We start from the raw sequence: 18,607 nt of genomic DNA, 5'->3' as shown, positions 1-18,607 counted from the left end.
ATAGGGTGTCATGTCCGTAAAAGCTCAACAGCAGTCTCGCATCAAAGAGTTGATCGCTCGTGGCCGCGAACAGGGTTACCTGACCTACGCCGAGGTCAACGACCACCTGCCGGAGGATATTTCCGATCCGGAACAGGTGGAAGACATTATCCGCATGATCAACGACATGGGGATCAACGTATTCGAAAGCGCCCCGGATACGGATGCCCTGTTGTTGGCCGAAGCCGACACCGACGAAGCCGCCGCCGAGGAAGCCGCCGCCGCCCTGGCCGCGGTGGAGACCGACATCGGCCGCACCACCGACCCGGTGCGCATGTACATGCGTGAAATGGGTACCGTGGAACTGCTTACCCGCGAAGGCGAGATCGAAATCGCCAAGCGCATCGAGGAAGGCATCCGCGAGGTGATGAGCGCCGTCGCCCACTTCCCCGGCACCGTGGACAGCATCATTGCGGAGTATCAGCGCGTCGCCACCGAAGGCGGCCGCCTGTCCGACATCCTCAGCGGCTACATCGATCCCGACGACGATTCGGCGGTGCCTGCCGAGGCCGAAGTTCCCGTCGACCTCAAGAGCAAGAGCGCCGCAGCGCCGGCATCCGACGACGAAGACGAGGAAGAAGGCGGGGAAGAAAGCGAGGAAGAGGAAGGCGACGGTGGCCCCGATCCGGAAATCGCCCGCCTGCGCTTCGGCGCCGTCGCCGAACAGCTGGACAGGACCCGCGAAATCCTCCAGCGGCACGGCCGCGGCAGCGCCGAGGGCCTGGAGGCCCTGCAGGAACTGGCCAGCCTGTTCATGCCGATCAAACTGGTGCCCAAGCAGTACGACGCCCTGGTCGAGCAGGTGCGAGACTCCCTGACCCGCGTGCGCACCCAGGAACGCGCGATCATGCAACTGTGCGTGCGCGATGCACGCATGCCGCGCGCCGACTTCCTCCGCCAGTTTCCCGGTAACGAGGTCGACCAGGACTGGGTCGACTTCCTCACCAAGGGCAAGGCCAAGTACGCCGAGGCCCTCGGCAAGCTGGCCGACGACATCAAGCAGTGCCAGCAGAAGCTGATCGACCTCGAGCAGGAAGTCGGCCTGACCATCGGCGAGATCAAGGACATCAACCGCCAGATGTCCATCGGCGAAGCCAAGGCCCGCCGCGCCAAGAAGGAAATGGTCGAGGCCAACCTGCGCCTGGTGATCTCCATCGCCAAGAAGTACACCAACCGCGGCTTGCAGTTCCTCGACCTGATCCAGGAAGGCAACATCGGCCTGATGAAGGCGGTGGACAAGTTCGAATACCGCCGCGGCTACAAGTTCTCGACCTACGCCACCTGGTGGATTCGCCAGGCGATCACCCGCTCGATCGCCGACCAGGCGCGCACCATCCGCATCCCGGTGCACATGATCGAGACCATCAACAAGCTCAACCGCATCTCCCGGCAGATGCTCCAGGAGATGGGCCGCGAACCGACGCCGGAAGAGCTGGGCGAGCGCATGGAGATGCCCGAGGACAAGATCCGCAAGGTGCTGAAGATCGCCAAGGAACCGATCTCCATGGAAACCCCGATCGGCGACGACGAAGACTCGCATCTGGGCGACTTCATCGAGGACTCCACCATGCAGTCGCCGATCGACGTGGCGACCGTGGAAAGCCTCAAGGAAGCCACCCGCGAAGTCCTCGCCGGCCTCACCGCCCGGGAAGCCAAGGTGCTGCGCATGCGCTTCGGCATCGACATGAACACCGACCACACCCTCGAGGAGGTCGGCAAGCAGTTCGACGTCACCCGCGAGCGTATCCGCCAGATCGAGGCCAAGGCCCTGCGCAAGCTGCGCCACCCCTCGCGAAGTGAGCACCTGCGCTCCTTCCTCGACGAGTGACAGCAAGACCCCCGGCCCGCCGGGGGTCTTGCTTTCCAGGTTGCCGATCGGGTAGCGCACGCTCTTATACTGCGGGAACCTTATCACTCCGACGACACGCCACCATGCACGGACCCGACGCCAGCAACCCGCTCGAATGCCTGGATGCCCTGACCCAGGCGGCATTGCTGCAGGGTTTCCACCAGCGTCAGCTGCTCGAGGGCGAACTGCTCGGCAGCCCGAACGGCGAACGTGACAGCGTGTTCATCGTGCGCAGCGGACGCATCCGCGTGTTCCTCGCCTTCGAGGACAAGGAATACACCCTCGCCTTCCTCGAAGCCGGCGGTATCTACAGCACCCACAGTCAGGCCTATGTCCAGACCGTGCGCCCGAGCGAGGTGCTGATGGGCGATACCGGGCAAATGATGGCCACCCTCCGCTCGCTGCCGAGTGCAATGCCGGCGATCATCCGCGTACTCGGCGCCACGCTCGACAACTGCATGCGCATCATCGAGGACCTGGCCTTCCGCGACGTCGAGGGCCGCCTGGCACGCTTCCTTGACGGCATGCTGGCGCGCAAGGGCCGTCCCCACCAGGGCAGCCTGCGCCTCGAACTGGACCTCAACACCGAAGACATCGCCCAACTGCTCGGCACCACCCGCCAGACCGTCTCCTCCCTGCTCAACCGGATGGCCCGCGAAGGCATCCTCAGCCGCGCCGGCAACGGCATCTTCGACATCCACGACGCCGAACGCCTGCGCATTCGCAGCCAGTCGCCAGGCAAGGTGTCCGCTGGCTGACAGACAACGCCGGGCGCGGTTTCTAGCATGGTCGCTCCAGACACCTGTCCAGCTTCGGCTTGCCGGAGGAGCGCCCATGACCACGCCGACCTATCGCAGCATCTGTGGTGAAAAATCCCTGCCCTACACCGACTGCGACCGCTGCATCCGCACCCTCTATGCGCGGATCCATCACTACCTGCAGCAGGATCAGAGCAACTGCCCGATCTGCAACTACTTCCACGAGAAGATCGGCTCGCGCGACGGCAGCGAGAACGACGCCCGCCTGCTGCTGCACGCCCAGGTGAACGTCGTCTACGAACTCTTCGCCCGCCACGGCGACCAGGAGGCCCTGGCCCTGCTGGAGCGGGTCGAGGACGACTGCTGCTGATCGCGTCGTGCACTCGGTTCGCAACGAATGCGGGGTTTTCCGCTCCGTCGCTTGGCGCGGGCGGAAAGCCGCCGCTATAATCCGCCGGCCTTCTGGGGGCCTGTAGCTCAGTCGGTTAGAGCAGAGGACTCATAATCCTTTGGTCCAGGGTTCGAGTCCCTGCGGGCCCACCAACTTAGGGATAGGGGAAGCGCAACAGCGCCCCCGAAGCCCAACAAAATCAAGGGTTGCGCCGCTTCCCTTGTCTGATGCTGTCCGTCCGAATCTTTTGCTGTCCACCCAAACTGGGGGCATCGTTGGGGAAAGATCCCCAGATGCACAGTGAGGATGCCCCCATGCCTCTCTCAGACGCTCAGATCCGCGCACTGAAACCAGCTGACAAGATAGTCCGCCACTTCGACGGCGGCGGGCTGTATATCGAGCTATCCCCCAAAGGCTCCAAGCTGTGGCGACTCAAGTACAGGTTCGAAGGCAAGGAAAAGCGCCTGGCTCTTGGCAAGTACCCCGACATAAGCCTCAAGGAGGCCCGCGAGCGCCGCGAGGAGGCGCGGAAGCTGCTGGCCAATGGGGTAGACCCGTCTGCGAACAGGAAGGCCGCCAGGGCCGCCAGAGGGGCCGCAGCGGCGAACAGCTTCGAGGTTGTCGCGCGGGAGTGGTTTGCGAAGATGTCGCCAACATGGGCGCCGACGCACAGCTGCAGGATCATCAGCCGGCTGGAGCGGGAAATCTTCCCCTGGCTGGGCAATGCCCCCATCGCCGACATCAATGCCCCCGACGTGCTGACCTGCCTGCGCCGGATCGAAGCTCGCGGGCACATCGAGTCGGCGCACCGGGTCGGCCAGATCGTCGGCCAGGTATTCAGGTATGGCGTGGCGACAGGCCGATGCCTGCGCGACCCTACCGGCGACCTCAAGGGCGCCCTTCCCCCTGTCCGCGTCGAGCACATGCCAGCAATCACCGACCCGGCCGCGCTGGGCGCCCTGCTGCGGACGCTGGAGGGCTTCACGGGCACTGTCGTCGTCGGGACCGCCCTGCGGCTTTTGCCGCTGCTGTTCGTGCGCCCTGGCGAGCTGCGAGCCATGCGCTGGGCACAGCTGGACCTGGCGGCCGGCGAGTGGCGCTTCGTGGCAAGCAAGACGCACGCGGAACACATCGTCCCGCTGGCACGCCAGGCAGTGGCCATGCTCCGCGCCCTGCAGCCGGTCACAGGACACAATGAGCTGGTTTTTCCTGGTACGCGAAAGCACGACAAACCTATCAGCGAAGTGACCTTGAACGCAGCGCTGCAGCGAATGGGCTATGACACGAAGCGCGAGGTGACGGCACACGGGTTCCGGGCAACCGCCCGGACGCTGCTGCACGAAGTTCTGAGATTCGAGCCGACAGTGATCGAACACCAGCTCGCGCACCGGGTTCCGGACGCGCTGGGGCGGGCCTATAACCGAACGAAATTCCTCGACGAGCGCAGAGCGATGATGCAGCGCTGGGCCGACTACCTCGACGAGCTGAAGGGCAAGGGACACGGGTGTTAGGACCAAACGGCAAGGAGCTTTAAAATCCCCCAACCGGCTCGAAAAGGCGCTAGCCAACGCCAAAAGACAGGGGGGACAGCATGAACGAAGCCACCGAGCACCGAGCGCTGCGCCTGATCGACCTCAAGGAGGTCGTCGCCCGCACTACGCTCTCGGCTGCCGTCATTTGGGAGCGAATCAAGGGGCGCACGTTCCCGGCACCGATTGGGATCGGCAAGCCTTACAAGTCGGGGCGACAGTCTCGCGTGGCCTGGCTGGAATCTGAGATCGACGAGTGGATCATGCAGCAGGTACAGCGCGCCCGAGGGATCTGAGGTCTTGGCGGCGGACATGCACACCGCCGCCGGAGGCTCTGACACTTACTGTCGCAGCCCTGACAGTTCAAAAATCCAAGTGTCACGGGGATCAGCTCTCAGCGCGAAGCGCCTAGCTCGCGGGTTTGAGCACCCCCTAATGCACACGTGCCGGAGGCCCTGACACTTCCTGACACTTTGACGGGTCCTCTCCTTCACTTGGCTCCTTTACGCTCTTCCCCTCTTTTCCTCTCTCTCTTCTCTCTCTGAATAAGAGAAAGAAGTGTCAAGAGTGTCGGGATGCTCCGCAACCCGTGTGCTAGAGGGGTCGCGGCCCTGACACTTCATCTGTCAGGGAAGCGTCATGCGAAGTGTCAGAGCACAAAGATCCAAGACCTAACACCTACCCCAAAAACCACACAAAAATTATGTGAATTCTCTGACACATGCCCTGACAGATTGGTGTGTCAGAAGTGTCAGGGGCTCGGATCTGGGAGCCATCATTTTGATTCAGTGAAATCCGTTCGTCGCCCCGCCGAAGGACAATGATTGCGGTCCCCCCCGGAAAGGGCGCATGTTGTCAGTTACTACAGAGAGGGTGGCGCCATGAAGCCGAAATTGAAAATCGAGAACCCAGCCGACGGCAGCCTGACGGACGCTTGGTGCCTCGCGGACGTGGCAGCTCATCTGCAAATCACGGAGAAGCACGCAAGCGTGCGGCTGGCGCGGCGTCAGATTCCGGCGCCGCTGCTGAAAGTGCATAGGCGTCCTTACTGGTCGCCGTTGCAATTCGGTGAGAACGAAGGCAAAGGTCAGGCAGCCGCGGGCGCCTAGCCCCTGGCCCTGAAAATGAAAAGCCCCGCACCGGGCGGCACCAGTGCAGGGCTTCGAGACAGGTCGGACAGGACCGTAGCACCTATTCTATTGCAAGATACTGGACATGCACACAGCTCCCACCACCACCGGGAGAGCACGCCGACAAGCGGTCCAGCCGTTTCATTGTAGAGCACGCCCCACGCCGACCTCCGGTAATCCATAGGAGGTCGAAATGACGGATTTTCCAAAAGACACACAACCAGGACCTGTGCCGGCAGAGGTGATCGAGTTCGGCAAGGCGGCCAAGCCCGGCGAGACGTGCCCCGAAGCCGGGCCGATGATCGACTTTTCCGGGCTCGGTTTTGGAGACGGGCCGCAAGGCGTGCATGCGCGCTCGAATTACATCCTGGAAACCATGCTGCACCGGTACGTGATGGTGACGGGTCGCACGCCCTGCGTGGTCGACCTCAAGGCGACGAAGGAAACCGGCGGCGAGGTCGTGGAGATGGGCAAGGACTCGTTCATCCTGCACGCGGATACCAATTACGGGGATCTGCAGTTCCTGAAGAACGGGGAACTGACCAAGCCGATCGCCGCCGGCCACTATTTCTGGAATATGAAGGGGCTGCGTCGAATCACTGTGCAGAGGATGGTTTTCGAGCCAACCCTCGAACCATACAACGTGTCGGGGCACAGCTTTAACTGGTGGCATTCACTCAAGGCGACGATGTGCAAGCCGGATATGTCCGCCACTCGGGAGGACATCCAGCCGCTCGTCGACCACCTGCTGTACATCTCCGACGGCGACAGCGAAGGCGTGGACTATTTCATGAACTGGCTGGCCACGCTCTACCAGCGACCAGGGATCAAAATCCCATCGGCGATCATGTTCTACAGCCGGATTGGCCGGATCGGCAAATCGATGCTGTACAAGATCCTGGCTCCGGTATTCGGGCCGGCGATGGTCGACAGTCTCAAAGGCGAGGAACTGCACTCGAAGTGGCTGTTGGACATCGTGCAGCGCAAACGCCTGATCGTCTGGAACGAGCTGTCGAAGCACGACCGGGCGGATGGGTACGAGTCGCTGAAATCGTTCATCTCTGAGGACAAGCTGACGGCCGAGGGGAAAAACATCCGCCACACCGGCATTGGCAACCATGTCCACTCGATCATCACCACCAACAACGCGGACTGCCTGCCGTTGATGCAGGGGGATGGGCGCATCCTGGTGATGCGCTGCGAGGCAGAGCGCAAGCCGGACATCTACTACCAAAAGTTGGCCGCATGGATGACCGGCCCCGGCCCTTCGCTGCTGGCTGGTGTGCTGGCACAGTGGGATTTCCCGGCCGACTGGGACCCGTACGCTCCGGTCCCGCAGACGGCCGCCACTGTGCGGACGCAGGCCGAGTCGCGCAACCCGCTGGCCGGCTGGTTCGCCGAGCTGATCGAGGAGGGCAAAACGCCGTTCGATGTCGACTTCGACAACGTCGATTCGCTGATCGAAAAGCTGGACGCGATCTACCCGGCGCAGGCGCGGGCCTACAAGCTTAATTCCAAGACGATCCCAGCAGCGCTGACATTGGTCGGGGCCGTCCTGTGCCGCCTCAACTACTACGACAAAGGCGCCGGCAAGACCAAAACTGTCAGGCGCTGGATCTGGCGCAATCGTGACCAGTGGGTGATGCACGACGGTGACGATTGGAAGCCCCGGCCTGCCCTAGCGGAAGCGCTGGAAGGCAAAGCCTGACGATTTCCCGCAAGGGATCTATCCCCGGCTACGGCCGGGGCTTCTAAAGCCGAGAGGCAACCACCATGAAGCTTTATCAATTAAGCCCCAGTGGGCGAGCGAACGCAGGGCACCCAGGTGAAACGCGAAAGCGCGGGCATTACGTCACGGCGCTTATGGGGCTCGGTGGGGCGTTCACAGAGGAAGAGGCCAAGCGAGTCTTGGCGGTCGTGCTTGATGCCCAAGCCAGGCGCGGCCAGTTCAAATGGGAAAGCCCGGCTGCTGCGTGGCGCTGGCTGGTGACCGGCGGAAGGGAAAATGGTGCTTCGAGGGAAACTCCGTGGGTTGAGGAGGCATCGATATGAACACTCACACCCTTATCGCAACGCTGCATCATTGCCACCAACTCGCCCGGATCTTCGATGACGGTGGATGGGATGGTTCATCCCTGCGCCGGCTTGCTGATGACCTGCTGCGAGGTGCCCGGAAATGACCACGCCCACCAACTCCAATGAAATCTTGGCGAAGCATGTGCCTGCCGAACACGCACACGCCCCGCTGGAGTATCTGGCGACACTGACCGAAGACGAACTGCTGGAGTTTGCCATTCGACTGGCAAAGGAACCGAATGTGCCGGCAGATTTCCGCTGGCACATCATCCGTGCCGCTTTAGACATTGCTGCAAGCAAAGACCCGGAAGGTGTGCAGCGCCTGTGCCGGAAGTTCGCCATGAAACACGGGGCGGAGTTCGAGCTGGTTCGGGCTGAACTGGAGGGCAAGTAAGGGGACGAGGGGTAGAGCTACCCCTCGATCTCATCACCATCGTCGCCGCCTTCCTGCATGGCGGCCTCGATGCTGTGGAGGCGTTCTGCATCCGCAGCGTTGAGCTGCTGGCTGGTGGCCTCTAGGAATCGCACAAGGTCGCCCTTGTCCTGCTTCACCCCAGTCACGCCAGCCGTGTCGGCTGCGTCTACGCGCACCGCGCCGAGATCCGGCAGGATCTTCCTCATCAGCGCGATGGCCAGCTTGGTCTTTTCGGGGTCAGGTGCCACCGATCCGTCGAACACGCCGGCCACGTAGGCGACCATGTTCGGGGTGGTGTTGATCAGTTCGATCTGTGCTTCAAGCCGGCGCTGCGCGGCCTGCGCCCTGGCGCGCCGGTTCTCGGCTTCGAGCTGTTTCGTTTGCCAGTTGTCGGCCTCGCTGCGGATCAGCCTGCCAGCGGAAAGATCGTCCATGTCCATGGTTACCCCCTCCTCTCAAGCCGAGCGACGAGCCGGTCCAGCTCGAAGCGCAGTTCATGGTCCAGGTCAGGCCGGCTGCCGCAGTCCCTCTGCCGGGCCTGTGCAGCCAGGATCGCGCCCAACCGCACACCGCGAAGCCATGCCAGCGCCGCCTTCCTGGCTGCCATAGACATGCGCCGGCCGCAAAAATCGGCCTCCTCGAGGTAGTCGACGGCAGCTAAAACGGGGTCGCCGTCGCCGGCCTTCTTGCGCGGTGCTCCGCGCTTGCCTTTCACCGGCTCGTCGCAGGCTCCGCCGAGCCCTGTGGTGCTGAAGTGCATGGCATCGCCGTGCATGGTGACCTCCTGGTCTAAAGCATGTGCTTGAGGCCAATCCGGGCCTCTTGGGCTTCAAGTTCAGCGATCCGCGCTTCGCGCTGGGCCTTTAGCTTCCCCACGATGTAGTCCGCCACGTCGACGATCTTCCACGCTCTGCCGGCTCTGCTCTCGCGCACCTCGTCGGGGTTGCCACAGCAGCCGCAGTAACGGCGCAGGTCGCCGTCCCGGCCAGCGAACCCCAGGTGCAGGGCATGTGCGGGGAAGTCGCTCGGCAGCGTGCGGTCGGCCCAGTTCAGGTGATCGCGCAAGGCGTTGAGGCACTGCCGGTCGCTCATGTGCTTGTACCCCGGCACGCCAAGGCGGTAATGCAAGCTACTCATCGTTCTTACGCCAGGCGTTGGCCGCAGGCTGGTACATTATGTGTCCCTCCAAGGAGATGCTCACCGTCGCTGTGCTGTTCAGGACCACCGCCTTGAGCGCGATGTTGTCAGTCAGTCCGTCTGCGGACGAGTAGCTGAGCCGGAACGCTGCAAAGTTGGGGCTCGGCTCGAACTTGAACGGCGATGACAGCACGGAAACGGACAGGCTGCCGATCACGGCTAGTGTCAGCGTCGGCCGAGCGTTTGCCGGGGTCAGGATAAACCGCAGTTCACCGCCGGTGTCGTTTTTGACGCCGACTCGCGCCCAGACACCGAGCACAAGAGCCCGGTTTGGGATCTGCGCGAGCAGGATGGTGTCCCCGTGGCTTCCAAAGGTGTCCGGGTGAAACGCCGGGAAATTAGGACTGCGCTGGAACCGGAAGTGCAGCGCACAGATGCCGATGTGAGGCTGACTGCCTGGGGTGTGGTAGCTGCTGGCTGTAAGTGTAGTTGGCATGCTCAGCCTCCTTGCCTTTCGGTTGCTCGGTTGACGGTGTCCACGGCGGCGGTCCATGTGTACCCGACGGCGACCAAGGCGCGAACAGCGTCGCGCCGAGCGATCAGCACGGCGGCCACCTGGGGCGATGGATAAATGATTTTGGACATGACTCCCTCCTACCATCCGGCCGGCAGGGTGGTGCCGGCAGCTTCCAGGGATTTGTAAAACCGCTCGAACTCGGCGGCGCTCATGTCGGCCACCTGGGCGAGCGTAACCTTGGCAGGGTGCGGCTGTGCGGGTGCCGGCACAGGTGCCTGCTGTGGCCCCTGGGAGGCCGCTGGAGGCGCTTTCCTGGCCCACCCTGGGGGTTGATAGCCCAACTCGACCGCCTTCTCGTAGAGGGCTTGGGCGACGTTCACGCCGTTGGCCTGGCATTGGCGGGCGAAGGCGGCGATGGTCATCGCCTTGGCCTGTTGGTGCTGCTCGGGCGTGCAGTGTGGATACCGGGCCTGCTGCATCTGCTCGAACTGCGCCTCGATGTGCTGATAGGCGTGGTCGTAGTCAGGCTGGGCGGCGCGAAACTCGGCCTCGGCGCGGGCGGCGATATGGATGCCCTGCGTGAGTTCCTGCTGGAATTTAGCCTGCTGCACAGCGTGTTGCGCGGCCTGGCGAACCTGGGCATGGTCAGCGGTGACCTGCTCGATCAGCTGGCGGGCCTGCTGCACAGTCTGCTCGTCGCCGTCGGCGAGCGCCTGATCGTGCGCCGCCTTCGCCTGGTGGTAGACCTGCTCCATGTAGGCCATCCGCTGCTGGCATGCCGCGAGCTGCTGCTCATGCTGTGCGAGCGCCTGATTCAGTTGCAGATTGGACTCATTGACCTGGACCAGGGCCTCGGCGTTGCCGGCTTCGATCTGAGCGCGCAATGCTGGCAATCCAGGGTGCTCGACTTCGCCCCGCTCCACAGCCTCCTCCAGCAGCTCGGCCTGGTAGGCACGCTCGTTCTCGAGGTCGATGCGCTGGGCCTCTGACAGGCTATTCTCGAGGTCGAACGGCAGATTCAGCCGGCGACCGTTTGGGGTCACGAACTCGTCGGCCTGGGCTTCGCGCTCGGCGGCCTCGCGGGCGGCTTCCGCTTCTCGCTCCAGCTCCCTCGGGGTTTTGTACCAGTCAGGATCTTTCTCCCGGCCATGCGTGCCGTCTTCGTTGTAGACGACGCGCTCGGCCAGCGGCACGGTCAGCTCGCCCACGACGTCGTCGAGGATATCGTCGAACGAACCGCGGGAGACGTGTGCGTCGCCGCCAAGCTCGGCGTCGGTCGGCTCCGGGCCAAACAACTCGGTCAGGCTACTCATGATGTTGTGCCTCCTGCACAGCAGTAGCAGGCGCAGCGCCTGCACTGGTCATGTTGGCGATGCGGTCGGACAGGCGACGGTTGTCCTGCTGCCGCCTGGTTGCCGTTCTGGCAGCTTGGGCGGCCTGTTCCTGCTGCACAGCCGGCGACGGCACAGCGTTTTCCTCGGCGAGGCCCAGCTCGTCGCGGAACGCCTTTTCGGCGGCATCCGCCTTGGCCTTGTCCTCTTTTCGGCGCTGCAGCTCGGTGAGCTGAGAACGCAGCTCTTTGCTGCGCCGCCGGTATTCCATTTCGTCCCTGTACCGGTCCAGCTCCTCGGCAGTCAGCGGAGTGCATTGCATCGTGTGCAGATCCAGGGTGCTCCCGAGGGCCTGGCGAACGAGCACACGCTCAGCCTTTTGCGCGTGAAGGCAGACCCATAGTGCGTACTGCATCGCAGCGTCCATCGACCAGCAGTCGCGGGCCAGGTCCATGCCGTCGGGCAGGTGCTTCTCGATGCCCACCACGGCCGGGGCCTCATGCACGACACGCACAACGGTGTCCGGCGCGCCATCGGGTCTGGCACGCTTCACACGGGTTGGCACAGCCTTGGAGGTGTCGATGTTGAACAGCTCGCATTCACGGCGCAGCTGCTTGATCTTCTCGGGCAGGACTCTCATGTCGTCAGCTCCTTAATGAGGCTCTCCAGGCTGGCCAGCTCAGCGTCCTGGGCGTTTTTGCGCGCCGACGGCCCACCGAGGCGAATTGCCTCGTCGGACAGCGCGTGGAATCGCTGCCACGCCTCGTGCATCTCGGCGGTCATCCGCTCCAGGTCGCGCTCCAGCTGTTTGGCCAGCTTGAAGGCGGCCTGTGCTTCCTGGCGCTTCTGCACAGCTGCTTTTTCGCGTTCGTCCATGTCAGTCTCCGAAGATGGCCTTGGCCGGGTCCTGGTCGCCGAAGATGTCGGCTGCCGGATCTGGCGGGGTGGTGGGCACAGGTTGCCCTTGGTCTGCGCCGGTACTGCCGGCGAACACGTTGCCGGCGACCACCCCGCGCCCTTGGGCGAGTCGGCTATTGGCGTGTCCGATGGTCCTGCCGATCAATGGTCCGACGATGGGCACGCGCCGGGCCACCGATGTAGCCAGGCCGCCGGCGAGTCCCGCAGCACCGCCCGCGGCCATCTGTGCATTACGGTTCTGCACATGCCCTGCAGGGTCGCCTTGGGTCGGCACAATGGTTGCCCCAACGCCTCCACGGCCGAAGTTGGTAGCGGCAGCCTTCAGCGCCCCGCGGCCGATCGGCAACGTGCCCAGCGCGAGCGTGCTGGCCGCCAGTTGACCGCCGAGACGGCCTAGATCGAAGCTCGAAGGGTCGCGCCCTTCCCGGTAGCGCTCCTCGCCGGCCTGCTCTATCTCGGCCAGGGTGCGGCCACCGAATAAGTACCGCTCGGCCTCGTCGGGTATTGCCCAGCTCAGGTCTTGATACTGGCTGCCGACAGGGTCGGTGAGGCCACGAACGAATGGCCCGATGATGGGGCGGGCGGACGGTGGAATTACGCGCATGCCGATTGGGACATCCTCCTGGGAGCCGGCGAAGGGCACGACGTATTCGCTGGGGGCGCCGGGCATCGGCACATCCTCGTCCATGCCGGCATGGCGGGCTGGCGGCGCGTCGGGCACGTCAGGGTCGCGGCGGGTGACCGGCGATCCGGGCTCGCCAATGCCGAGCGGTACGTCGGGATCGCGGCCGGTCTGAGGCTGTGCAGACGGCTGCTGCTGTTGTTGAGACCCGAAGATCGCCGCCGCGGCGCCGTCGCTGTCGAAGATCGCCGTGGCGGCCTGATCGCTGCCTCTGCCCGCCGGCGCGCCACCGCCACCGAAGATGGCTTCCTGGGCGGCCATGGAGCCTTGAACCTTCGGCACATAGGCGCGGGTTTCAGCCGGCAGCACACCGCCCTTGGCCACGCGGCCGGGGCCTGCGTTGTACGCCGCCAGGGTCAGGGCCAGGTCGTTGCCGAAATGGCGGTACAACTGGCCAAGGTACTTGGCACCCGCCTTGGCGTTCTCCACCGCATCGAACGGGTCCTGCAGGCCGAGCGACCTGCCCGTGGCGGGCATGAGTTGCATCAAGCCCTGGGCGCCGGCCGGACTGACCGCCTTCGGGTCCATCCGGCTTTCCGTCCAGGCGACCGACCGCACAGTGCCCTCGGGGAGGCCATGCTCGCGGTCCAGGGCCTCGAAGTCGAGCCGTGCAAGGTCCATCACTGCACCTCATAACCGGCAGCGCGGGCCTTCTGCACAGCTTCCTCGGTGCTGATGCCCCGCGAGCGCGCCTGCTGCTCAAGCCAGCCGCGAGTCACGACCTTGCCGCCCTGGGCGCCTTGGCCGCCAGCACCGCCGCCGCCGATGATTTCCTTCTGCCGGCGGTAATCCTCCTGCATCAGGGTGTAGAGCTTGGCGCGGTGCTCCTTGTACTCGCCCCACTTCTGCCGAGCCTGAGCGGGCGATTGGTTTGGGTTGGCCGCGTCGTTTGCCGCCTTGGCGAGCAACCGCCATTCGCCTTCGGTCGCAGCAGCAAACGTAACGCCGGCCGCTTTTTGCTGCTGGAACTCCTGCAGCACAGCGTCCGACTGGATCGCATCGCGCAAAGCGTTTGCGTCGTTGCGCTCGGGGGCGGCGATAGACCCGACCGTGTTGGCGACCCGCTCGCCGACGGCTTCGGCGGCGGAGCCCTTCGGGCCGTAAATCTGGTCGAACCCTGGGTGTGCCAGCAACTCGTCGATGCGCCGGGTGCCCTCCTCGAAGGCGGCGCCGGCCGTAGCGCTCTGCTGGTCGAGCTTCTGCTCGGTGAGAGCACGCTCACGCTCACGCTCGGCAGCCTTGGCCTGGGCTTCGGAATCGACGCGGACAGCGTTGGCCCCGGCATTGATGAAACCGGTCTGCGCGTTCTGCTCTGCAACACCGACCATCTGCTCGCGATACTTTTGGAGGTCTTCCCGTTTCGCTGTCCGGTCCTCGGCATCGACCCAGCGGTCGACCCAATCCTCATGCCCAGACTCGATAACGGCCGCACGCACAGCCTCTTCGGGAGTCAGTCCTGGGTTTTGCTTCAGCACAGCGCTGATCCGGCGGCGTCCTTCGTTCAGCGCCTTCTGGCCGGCGTTGTCCAGCTCCAGGCCGGCAATTTCCTGGTCGAGTTTCTGCAGCTTGAGCCCGTGCTCCTCGAGGGCCATCTGCTGCTCCTGGGCAGCAAGCTGGCCTTGTTGGTGTGCGGCCATGCCGCGAGCATATCCACCAATGGCATCGATGCCATTGCCGCCATTGGCCAGGGCCAGGCCGGCACTGACCATCACGGGGCCAGGCACACGGCCGAGCCCTTCTTGTGCGTCGGTTTTCAGTCCGTTCAGGTAGTCGAGTAATGCGGCCATGTCGGTTTCTCCTTAAACGATTCGGCGGGGGGCGGGCTGACCGAACTGCTGGAGCAGCGCCGGACCTTCCAGGGCCTCGGAGCCGGGGTGCCGCTGACCGCGGCCGCCGGCGATCGGCATGGGCGAAACACCGCCGCTCTGCGCCTGCTGACGTTGCTGGCCAATGACAGCTGCGATGCCGGCCCAGTCGATTGGCGGTTTACCCTCCTTGTCCATCTGGCCGAGCGCCTGCTGCACGCCGGGCGATTCGGCCACCGCCTGTGGTTCAGCGCCGAACCCCCACGGCTGCCGCGGAATACCGATCTGCTCTCCGCCCATCTGCACATGGCCAGGCTGTGCCCCGGCCCACGCGGTTTGCTGTACCTGCTCGGGGTTCGGGCCGAAACCGAAGGTCTGACCGATGCGGGCCAGGTACTTGGCCACGCCGGTCGGCTGCGGGGCCATCGCCGGCGGCGCCATGCCGGGCTGGAAACCCTGGTTTCCGCCTTGGGCGTGGCCCATGCCCTGCAGCTGGCCCAGCATGTCGTTGCCGCCAGTGCCCTCGGCCTGGTGCGTCATTCTGCGGAGGTAGTCGTAAATGCCTGCCATGGCTGACCTTCCTGGTTAATGGACAGTTGGGTTGGCAAGGGCCAGCTCGACGGTGGCCTGGTCGACCAGCGCCTGAGCGATGATGTTTTCCATCGTCGCAATGCGAACGGCCCGGTACAGCTCGTCGAGCTGGCCTTGGGTGAAGGTGAACGTCGGCTCCGGCAGCGGCACGGCCAGGTAACCGAGGCCGAGCAGGCCACTGGTCATCGGGCCGAACGGCACAGGGGTCGGCATGTGGCAGGCCATCGGCCCCAAATCCGCAGGCTCTGCGGATTTCAGCCGGGTGCGTTCGATCGGAAAGCGGATAATCTTCTTCATGGCCGGCCCCCTGCGAGCTGAGCGGCACGCTGTCGGCAGTAGGTGACATGCTCCCGGTCGAACTGCTCCAGGGCGGCGACGTCGGCCTGGGAAATCCAGTGATAGCGGTCCATGACGAACCGGCCAACGCATTTGCCGCCGTCATAGACAGGCTCGTCTCGGGTCCAGCGGCAGCGCTGGTCGCCGTCGTACTCGCCTGGGGGCGGGGTGCGGTTCGCCATGACGATGTCAGCGGGCAGTACAGTCGCCGACAGGGTGCCGGCTGGCCGTTGGGCGATCTGAAGGGTAAGCTGGAGTCTGCACATCAAGTACCTCGTCCAAGTTGAGGTTCATGGAGCCGGCACTGGTCGCACAGTCGCCGGCTTTTTCGTTCCGTCAGTAACTCGCCCCCGGCGCCGGCCCCTGGCTGGGGATGTGCTTCTTGGCCTTGTCCGGGTTGCCGGTCGACGGGATCTTGCCGGGCGGGCCGCCTTTTACGGCGTTCGGGCTGTCTTCATGCGTCTTGCGGTGGGTCACACCGTCGCGGCGATCAATCACGTTTGCCTCCTTGCATGCGTAGCGCGGCGTCGAGCCGCAATTCGGCCTCGGTGAGGTGGGACGTCTTGCTCAGCGCCCAGTCGGCCAGCTCGGCCACGTCGAACACTCGTTTACGCGTCTTCGCCACCTGCACAACCCGATGTGGCGGCAATTCGCCGGCGTAGCACAAAAAGTTCGGCTGCCGGTCCAGCAGCGCTGCGAGCTGAGCGGTATCGATGCTGTCCTGGTTCATCTCGTCACCTGCGACGATTTGTTATGTTGACACTTTATAATTTTATAAAGTGTCAAGCAACGGAGCGGCACAGTTGTCCCACGGGCGGGCGACAAACGGAGCGCCGGGACCTCTGCTATAGGCACACTAGTCGTGAGGTCTTAGGTTTTCGGCGAAGTTGCGGAAAATTTTTCGGGAAGGGTTAGAGCAGGTAAAGGTTCAGGGGTTAGGGCTCGGGTCTGAGTAGGGGAGGTAGCGAAGCGGGTCCCATCGGAGCGAAAGGGGACGGGGTGGGGGTGGTCGGGCGCCGACGAAGATCAAAGCCCTTCGCCCTGGTCGACTCAGCGCCCGCCAGGCGCCCTGGCTGCCCCGTGGCGAGGCGCTGAGCCTTACCCGCTACCATCGCATTACCCGGCGCTCAGCGCCTTGCGTATGGCCCCTGCAGGCGGCCCAGCGAGCGCATGCGGTCGAGCCAGCGGCACACCCTGTCTCGGCCTGCCAGTCATCCCCGCCTACGTGGGGAACACCAGAACGGCGTACTGAAGACCAAGGTTCATCCCCGCACACGCGGGGAACACGCCCTCCGCAGATCCTCGATGTCGACGCCCTTCGGTTCATCCCCGCACACGCGGGGAACACAGCTCTAGCTCGTCGACTGGGCCGCGCTGGGCCGGTTCATCCCCGCACACGCGGGGAACACGGTAACCGGGGGCGTCGTTTCGTGGGTCATTGCGGTTCATCCCCGCACACGCGGGGAACACACCATCCTCGGTCATGACGGGAAGACCCACTACGGCTCATCCCCCGCAGGAGGGGAAACCAAGAGCAGGTGTGCCTGCCCATTCTATGCCCGCCACGACTATCCGTGGTGATCACTATTGCCTTGCTTGGAAGAGGTAGGGGCGATCCGTGCCCCTGGTATTCATCCTTGAGGGCGCCGGTTGCCGCCCCTACTCCATGCAGCCGTGCCGCCTGTACGAATGTACAGAATCTGCGACGGTTGTCGAGGCGGCATAACAGGCAGGGGGCATATTCGGGGGCATTCAGTGGTATGCATATACTAATGACCGCTCTACGGCCAGTGTTTCGCCCGTCTGTTTTAAGGCCTGCGGGCCCACCACCTTCAAAGCCGCGCACTGCGCGGCTTTAAGCTTCCCAAGGTTGTGGCATCTGGATCAGTCCTATGATCCAAAGGTACAAAATCGGTACAGTGCTGGCACGCCAGCCTGCCTTTGGAGTCCTTCTCAGATGGCCACAATCGTCAAAACACCTGCCGGCACCTAGAAAGCCGTAGTCCGCGAAACCGGCTGGCCGACCAACGCAAAGACCTTCCGCACCAAACGCGACGCCGAAGACTGGGCACGCCGCACCGAAGACGAGTTGGTGCGTGGCGTGTACATCCAGCGCAGCGGCTCCGAGCGCCTGACGCTGGAAAAAGCCCTTGAGCGCTACCTGGCCGAGGTGTCGCCCAGCAAGAAGCCCACCACCCGCAAGGCGGAAGCCACCAAGGCCAAGCAGTTGATCCAGCACCTAGGGAAATACTCCCTGGCGGCCCTTTCCGCCGAAGTCATCGCCAATTACCGCGATACCCGCCTCAACACCCTGAACAAACACGGCAGGCCCACCAGCAACAACACCGTGCGACTCGAACTGGCCCTGCTCAGCCACCTCTTCACCGTCGCCATTCAGGAGTGGGGACTGGGCCTGATCTTCAACCCGGTGTTGAACATCCGCAAGCCCAGCCCGGGGGACGGTCGTGACCGCCGCCTTTCCCCTGACGAGGAAAGGCGCCTGCTGGCCGCCGTGAACAATCACAGCAACCCCATGCTGGGCTGGATCGTCCGCATCGCATTGGAAACGGGCATGCGCTCATCGGAAATCACCGGCCTGCGCTGCCATCAGGTCGACCTGAAAAAGCGCGTGGTACGCCTCGCAGACACCAAGAACGACAGCGCCCGCACCGTTCCCCTCACCAAGTCGGCCACCGAGGCCTTCAAGGCCGCCCTGGAGAATCCTCTGCGCCCTGAGGATTGCAATCTGGTGTTCTTTGGCGAACCAGGAAAGGATGGAAAACGCCGCCCCTATGCCTTCACCAAGACCTGGGGACTGCTGAAGAAGAAACTCGGCATGCCCGATCTGCGCTTCCACGATCTGCGCCATGAGGCAGTCATTCGACTGGTAGAAAGCGGCCTGAGCGACCAGCATGTGGCAGCCATCAGCGGCCATAAGTCGATGCAAATGTTGCGTCGCTACACGCACCTGCGCGCCGAGGATCTGGTGAAGGAGCTGGATACCATCTCGATGCGCAGGGCCGGAAAACAGCGGAGCGCAAAGCAGTCGAACTGACACTTGGTTCTCGCCACCATGATTGGCAGGAGCCCCGTACAGCAGTCT

At 63.9% G+C, this 18,607-nt stretch carries 24 protein-coding genes, 1 tRNA gene and 1 pseudogene; 11 read left to right on the top strand and 15 right to left on the bottom strand.

The window, feature by feature from the left end; genetic code table 11:
- The first annotated feature begins 10 nt into the window (after positions 1-10).
- From rpoD to Atro_RS16070, 10 genes are all read left to right on the top strand, one after another.
- Positions 11-1,867 carry an RNA polymerase sigma factor RpoD gene (gene rpoD / locus Atro_RS16115; protein WP_497923849.1) on the top strand — a complete coding sequence of 619 codons (1,857 nt, stop codon included), beginning with the start codon at positions 11-13 and terminating at the stop codon, positions 1,865-1,867.
- A 104-nt stretch (positions 1,868-1,971) separates the two neighbouring features.
- Positions 1,972-2,646 carry a Crp/Fnr family transcriptional regulator gene (locus tag Atro_RS16110; protein ID WP_497923848.1) on the top strand — a complete coding sequence of 225 codons (675 nt, stop codon included), beginning with the start codon at positions 1,972-1,974 and terminating at the stop codon, positions 2,644-2,646.
- A 76-nt stretch (positions 2,647-2,722) separates the two neighbouring features.
- Positions 2,723-3,016 (top strand): N(2)-fixation sustaining protein CowN, encoded by a 294-nt coding sequence (gene cowN / locus Atro_RS16105; RefSeq protein ID WP_497923846.1) that lies wholly within the window; start codon positions 2,723-2,725, stop codon positions 3,014-3,016.
- Positions 3,017-3,112: 96 nt separating this feature from the next.
- Positions 3,113-3,189: transfer RNA gene (locus Atro_RS16100), tRNA-Ile, on the top strand.
- Between the two features lie 162 nt (positions 3,190-3,351).
- On the top strand, positions 3,352-4,548 hold the full coding sequence (locus tag Atro_RS16095; protein ID WP_497923844.1) for a tyrosine-type recombinase/integrase: 1,197 nt from the start codon (positions 3,352-3,354) through the stop codon (positions 4,546-4,548).
- Positions 4,549-4,628: 80 nt separating this feature from the next.
- Entirely contained in the window at positions 4,629-4,862 is a 234-nt protein-coding gene (locus tag Atro_RS16090; protein ID WP_497923842.1) for a helix-turn-helix transcriptional regulator, read from the top strand.
- A gap of 585 nt (positions 4,863-5,447) precedes the next feature.
- On the top strand, positions 5,448-5,675 hold the full coding sequence (locus Atro_RS16085; RefSeq protein WP_497923840.1) for a hypothetical protein: 228 nt from the start codon (positions 5,448-5,450) through the stop codon (positions 5,673-5,675).
- 214 nt (positions 5,676-5,889) lie between these two features.
- On the top strand, positions 5,890-7,404 hold the full coding sequence (locus Atro_RS16080) for a DUF5906 domain-containing protein (RefSeq protein WP_497923838.1): 1,515 nt from the start codon (positions 5,890-5,892) through the stop codon (positions 7,402-7,404).
- A gap of 340 nt (positions 7,405-7,744) precedes the next feature.
- Complete coding sequence (locus tag Atro_RS16075) at positions 7,745-7,876, top strand: hypothetical protein (protein ID WP_497923837.1); 132 nt, start codon at positions 7,745-7,747, stop codon at positions 7,874-7,876.
- Complete coding sequence (locus tag Atro_RS16070; protein WP_497923835.1) at positions 7,873-8,166, top strand: hypothetical protein; 294 nt, start codon at positions 7,873-7,875, stop codon at positions 8,164-8,166. The genes Atro_RS16075 and Atro_RS16070 overlap by 4 nt, the downstream gene beginning before the upstream one ends.
- A gap of 17 nt (positions 8,167-8,183) precedes the next feature.
- Here the strand turns inward: Atro_RS16070 and Atro_RS16065 are convergent, their stop codons facing one another.
- From Atro_RS16065 to Atro_RS15995, 15 genes are all read right to left on the bottom strand, one after another.
- Positions 8,184-8,627, bottom strand: coding sequence for a hypothetical protein (locus Atro_RS16065; RefSeq protein WP_497923833.1), 444 nt, complete (start codon positions 8,625-8,627; stop codon positions 8,184-8,186).
- A 2-nt stretch (positions 8,628-8,629) separates the two neighbouring features.
- Complete coding sequence (locus Atro_RS16060) at positions 8,630-8,962, bottom strand: hypothetical protein (RefSeq protein WP_497923831.1); 333 nt, start codon at positions 8,960-8,962, stop codon at positions 8,630-8,632.
- Between the two features lie 14 nt (positions 8,963-8,976).
- Positions 8,977-9,324, bottom strand: coding sequence for a hypothetical protein (locus Atro_RS16055; RefSeq protein WP_497923829.1), 348 nt, complete (start codon positions 9,322-9,324; stop codon positions 8,977-8,979).
- Positions 9,317-9,820 carry a hypothetical protein gene (locus Atro_RS16050; protein WP_497923827.1) on the bottom strand — a complete coding sequence of 168 codons (504 nt, stop codon included), beginning with the start codon at positions 9,818-9,820 and terminating at the stop codon, positions 9,317-9,319. Before Atro_RS16050 ends, Atro_RS16055 begins: the two co-directional genes overlap by 8 nt.
- Positions 9,821-9,822: 2 nt before the next feature.
- Positions 9,823-9,969 (bottom strand): hypothetical protein, encoded by a 147-nt coding sequence (locus tag Atro_RS16045; RefSeq protein ID WP_497923825.1) that lies wholly within the window; start codon positions 9,967-9,969, stop codon positions 9,823-9,825.
- A 9-nt stretch (positions 9,970-9,978) separates the two neighbouring features.
- Positions 9,979-11,154, bottom strand: coding sequence for a hypothetical protein (locus Atro_RS16040; protein ID WP_497923823.1), 1,176 nt, complete (start codon positions 11,152-11,154; stop codon positions 9,979-9,981).
- The gene (locus Atro_RS16035) at positions 11,147-11,812 is read right to left on the bottom strand and encodes a hypothetical protein (RefSeq protein ID WP_497923822.1); all 666 of its coding nucleotides are present in this window, start codon (positions 11,810-11,812) and stop codon (positions 11,147-11,149) included. Before Atro_RS16035 ends, Atro_RS16040 begins: the two co-directional genes overlap by 8 nt.
- Positions 11,809-12,048 (bottom strand): hypothetical protein, encoded by a 240-nt coding sequence (locus Atro_RS16030; protein WP_497923821.1) that lies wholly within the window; start codon positions 12,046-12,048, stop codon positions 11,809-11,811. The genes Atro_RS16035 and Atro_RS16030 overlap by 4 nt, the downstream gene beginning before the upstream one ends.
- Before the next feature lies 1 nt (position 12,049).
- Positions 12,050-13,393, bottom strand: a complete 1,344-nt coding sequence (locus Atro_RS16025; protein WP_497923819.1) for a lytic transglycosylase domain-containing protein — start codon at positions 13,391-13,393, stop codon at positions 12,050-12,052.
- Positions 13,393-14,559 carry a hypothetical protein gene (locus Atro_RS16020; RefSeq protein ID WP_497923818.1) on the bottom strand — a complete coding sequence of 389 codons (1,167 nt, stop codon included), beginning with the start codon at positions 14,557-14,559 and terminating at the stop codon, positions 13,393-13,395. The genes Atro_RS16025 and Atro_RS16020 overlap by 1 nt, the downstream gene beginning before the upstream one ends.
- Before the next feature lie 12 nt (positions 14,560-14,571).
- Complete coding sequence (locus Atro_RS16015) at positions 14,572-15,147, bottom strand: hypothetical protein (RefSeq protein WP_497923816.1); 576 nt, start codon at positions 15,145-15,147, stop codon at positions 14,572-14,574.
- A 15-nt stretch (positions 15,148-15,162) separates the two neighbouring features.
- On the bottom strand, positions 15,163-15,465 hold the full coding sequence (locus tag Atro_RS16010; protein ID WP_497923814.1) for a hypothetical protein: 303 nt from the start codon (positions 15,463-15,465) through the stop codon (positions 15,163-15,165).
- On the bottom strand, positions 15,462-15,770 hold the full coding sequence (locus Atro_RS16005; RefSeq protein WP_497923812.1) for a hypothetical protein: 309 nt from the start codon (positions 15,768-15,770) through the stop codon (positions 15,462-15,464). Before Atro_RS16005 ends, Atro_RS16010 begins: the two co-directional genes overlap by 4 nt.
- A 70-nt stretch (positions 15,771-15,840) precedes the next feature.
- Positions 15,841-16,002 carry a hypothetical protein gene (locus tag Atro_RS16000; protein WP_497923811.1) on the bottom strand — a complete coding sequence of 54 codons (162 nt, stop codon included), beginning with the start codon at positions 16,000-16,002 and terminating at the stop codon, positions 15,841-15,843.
- Positions 15,995-16,234 (bottom strand): hypothetical protein, encoded by a 240-nt coding sequence (locus Atro_RS15995; protein WP_497923809.1) that lies wholly within the window; start codon positions 16,232-16,234, stop codon positions 15,995-15,997. Before Atro_RS15995 ends, Atro_RS16000 begins: the two co-directional genes overlap by 8 nt.
- Positions 16,235-17,461: 1,227 nt before the next feature.
- Here Atro_RS15995 and Atro_RS15990 point away from each other — a divergent pair.
- A pseudogene (locus Atro_RS15990) lies at positions 17,462-18,559 on the top strand (site-specific integrase).
- The last annotated feature ends 48 nt before the right edge of the window (positions 18,560-18,607 follow it).

This window comes from Azotobacter tropicalis (genome assembly GCF_059739045.1).
This window is presented reverse-complemented; position numbering and strand designations above follow the sequence as displayed.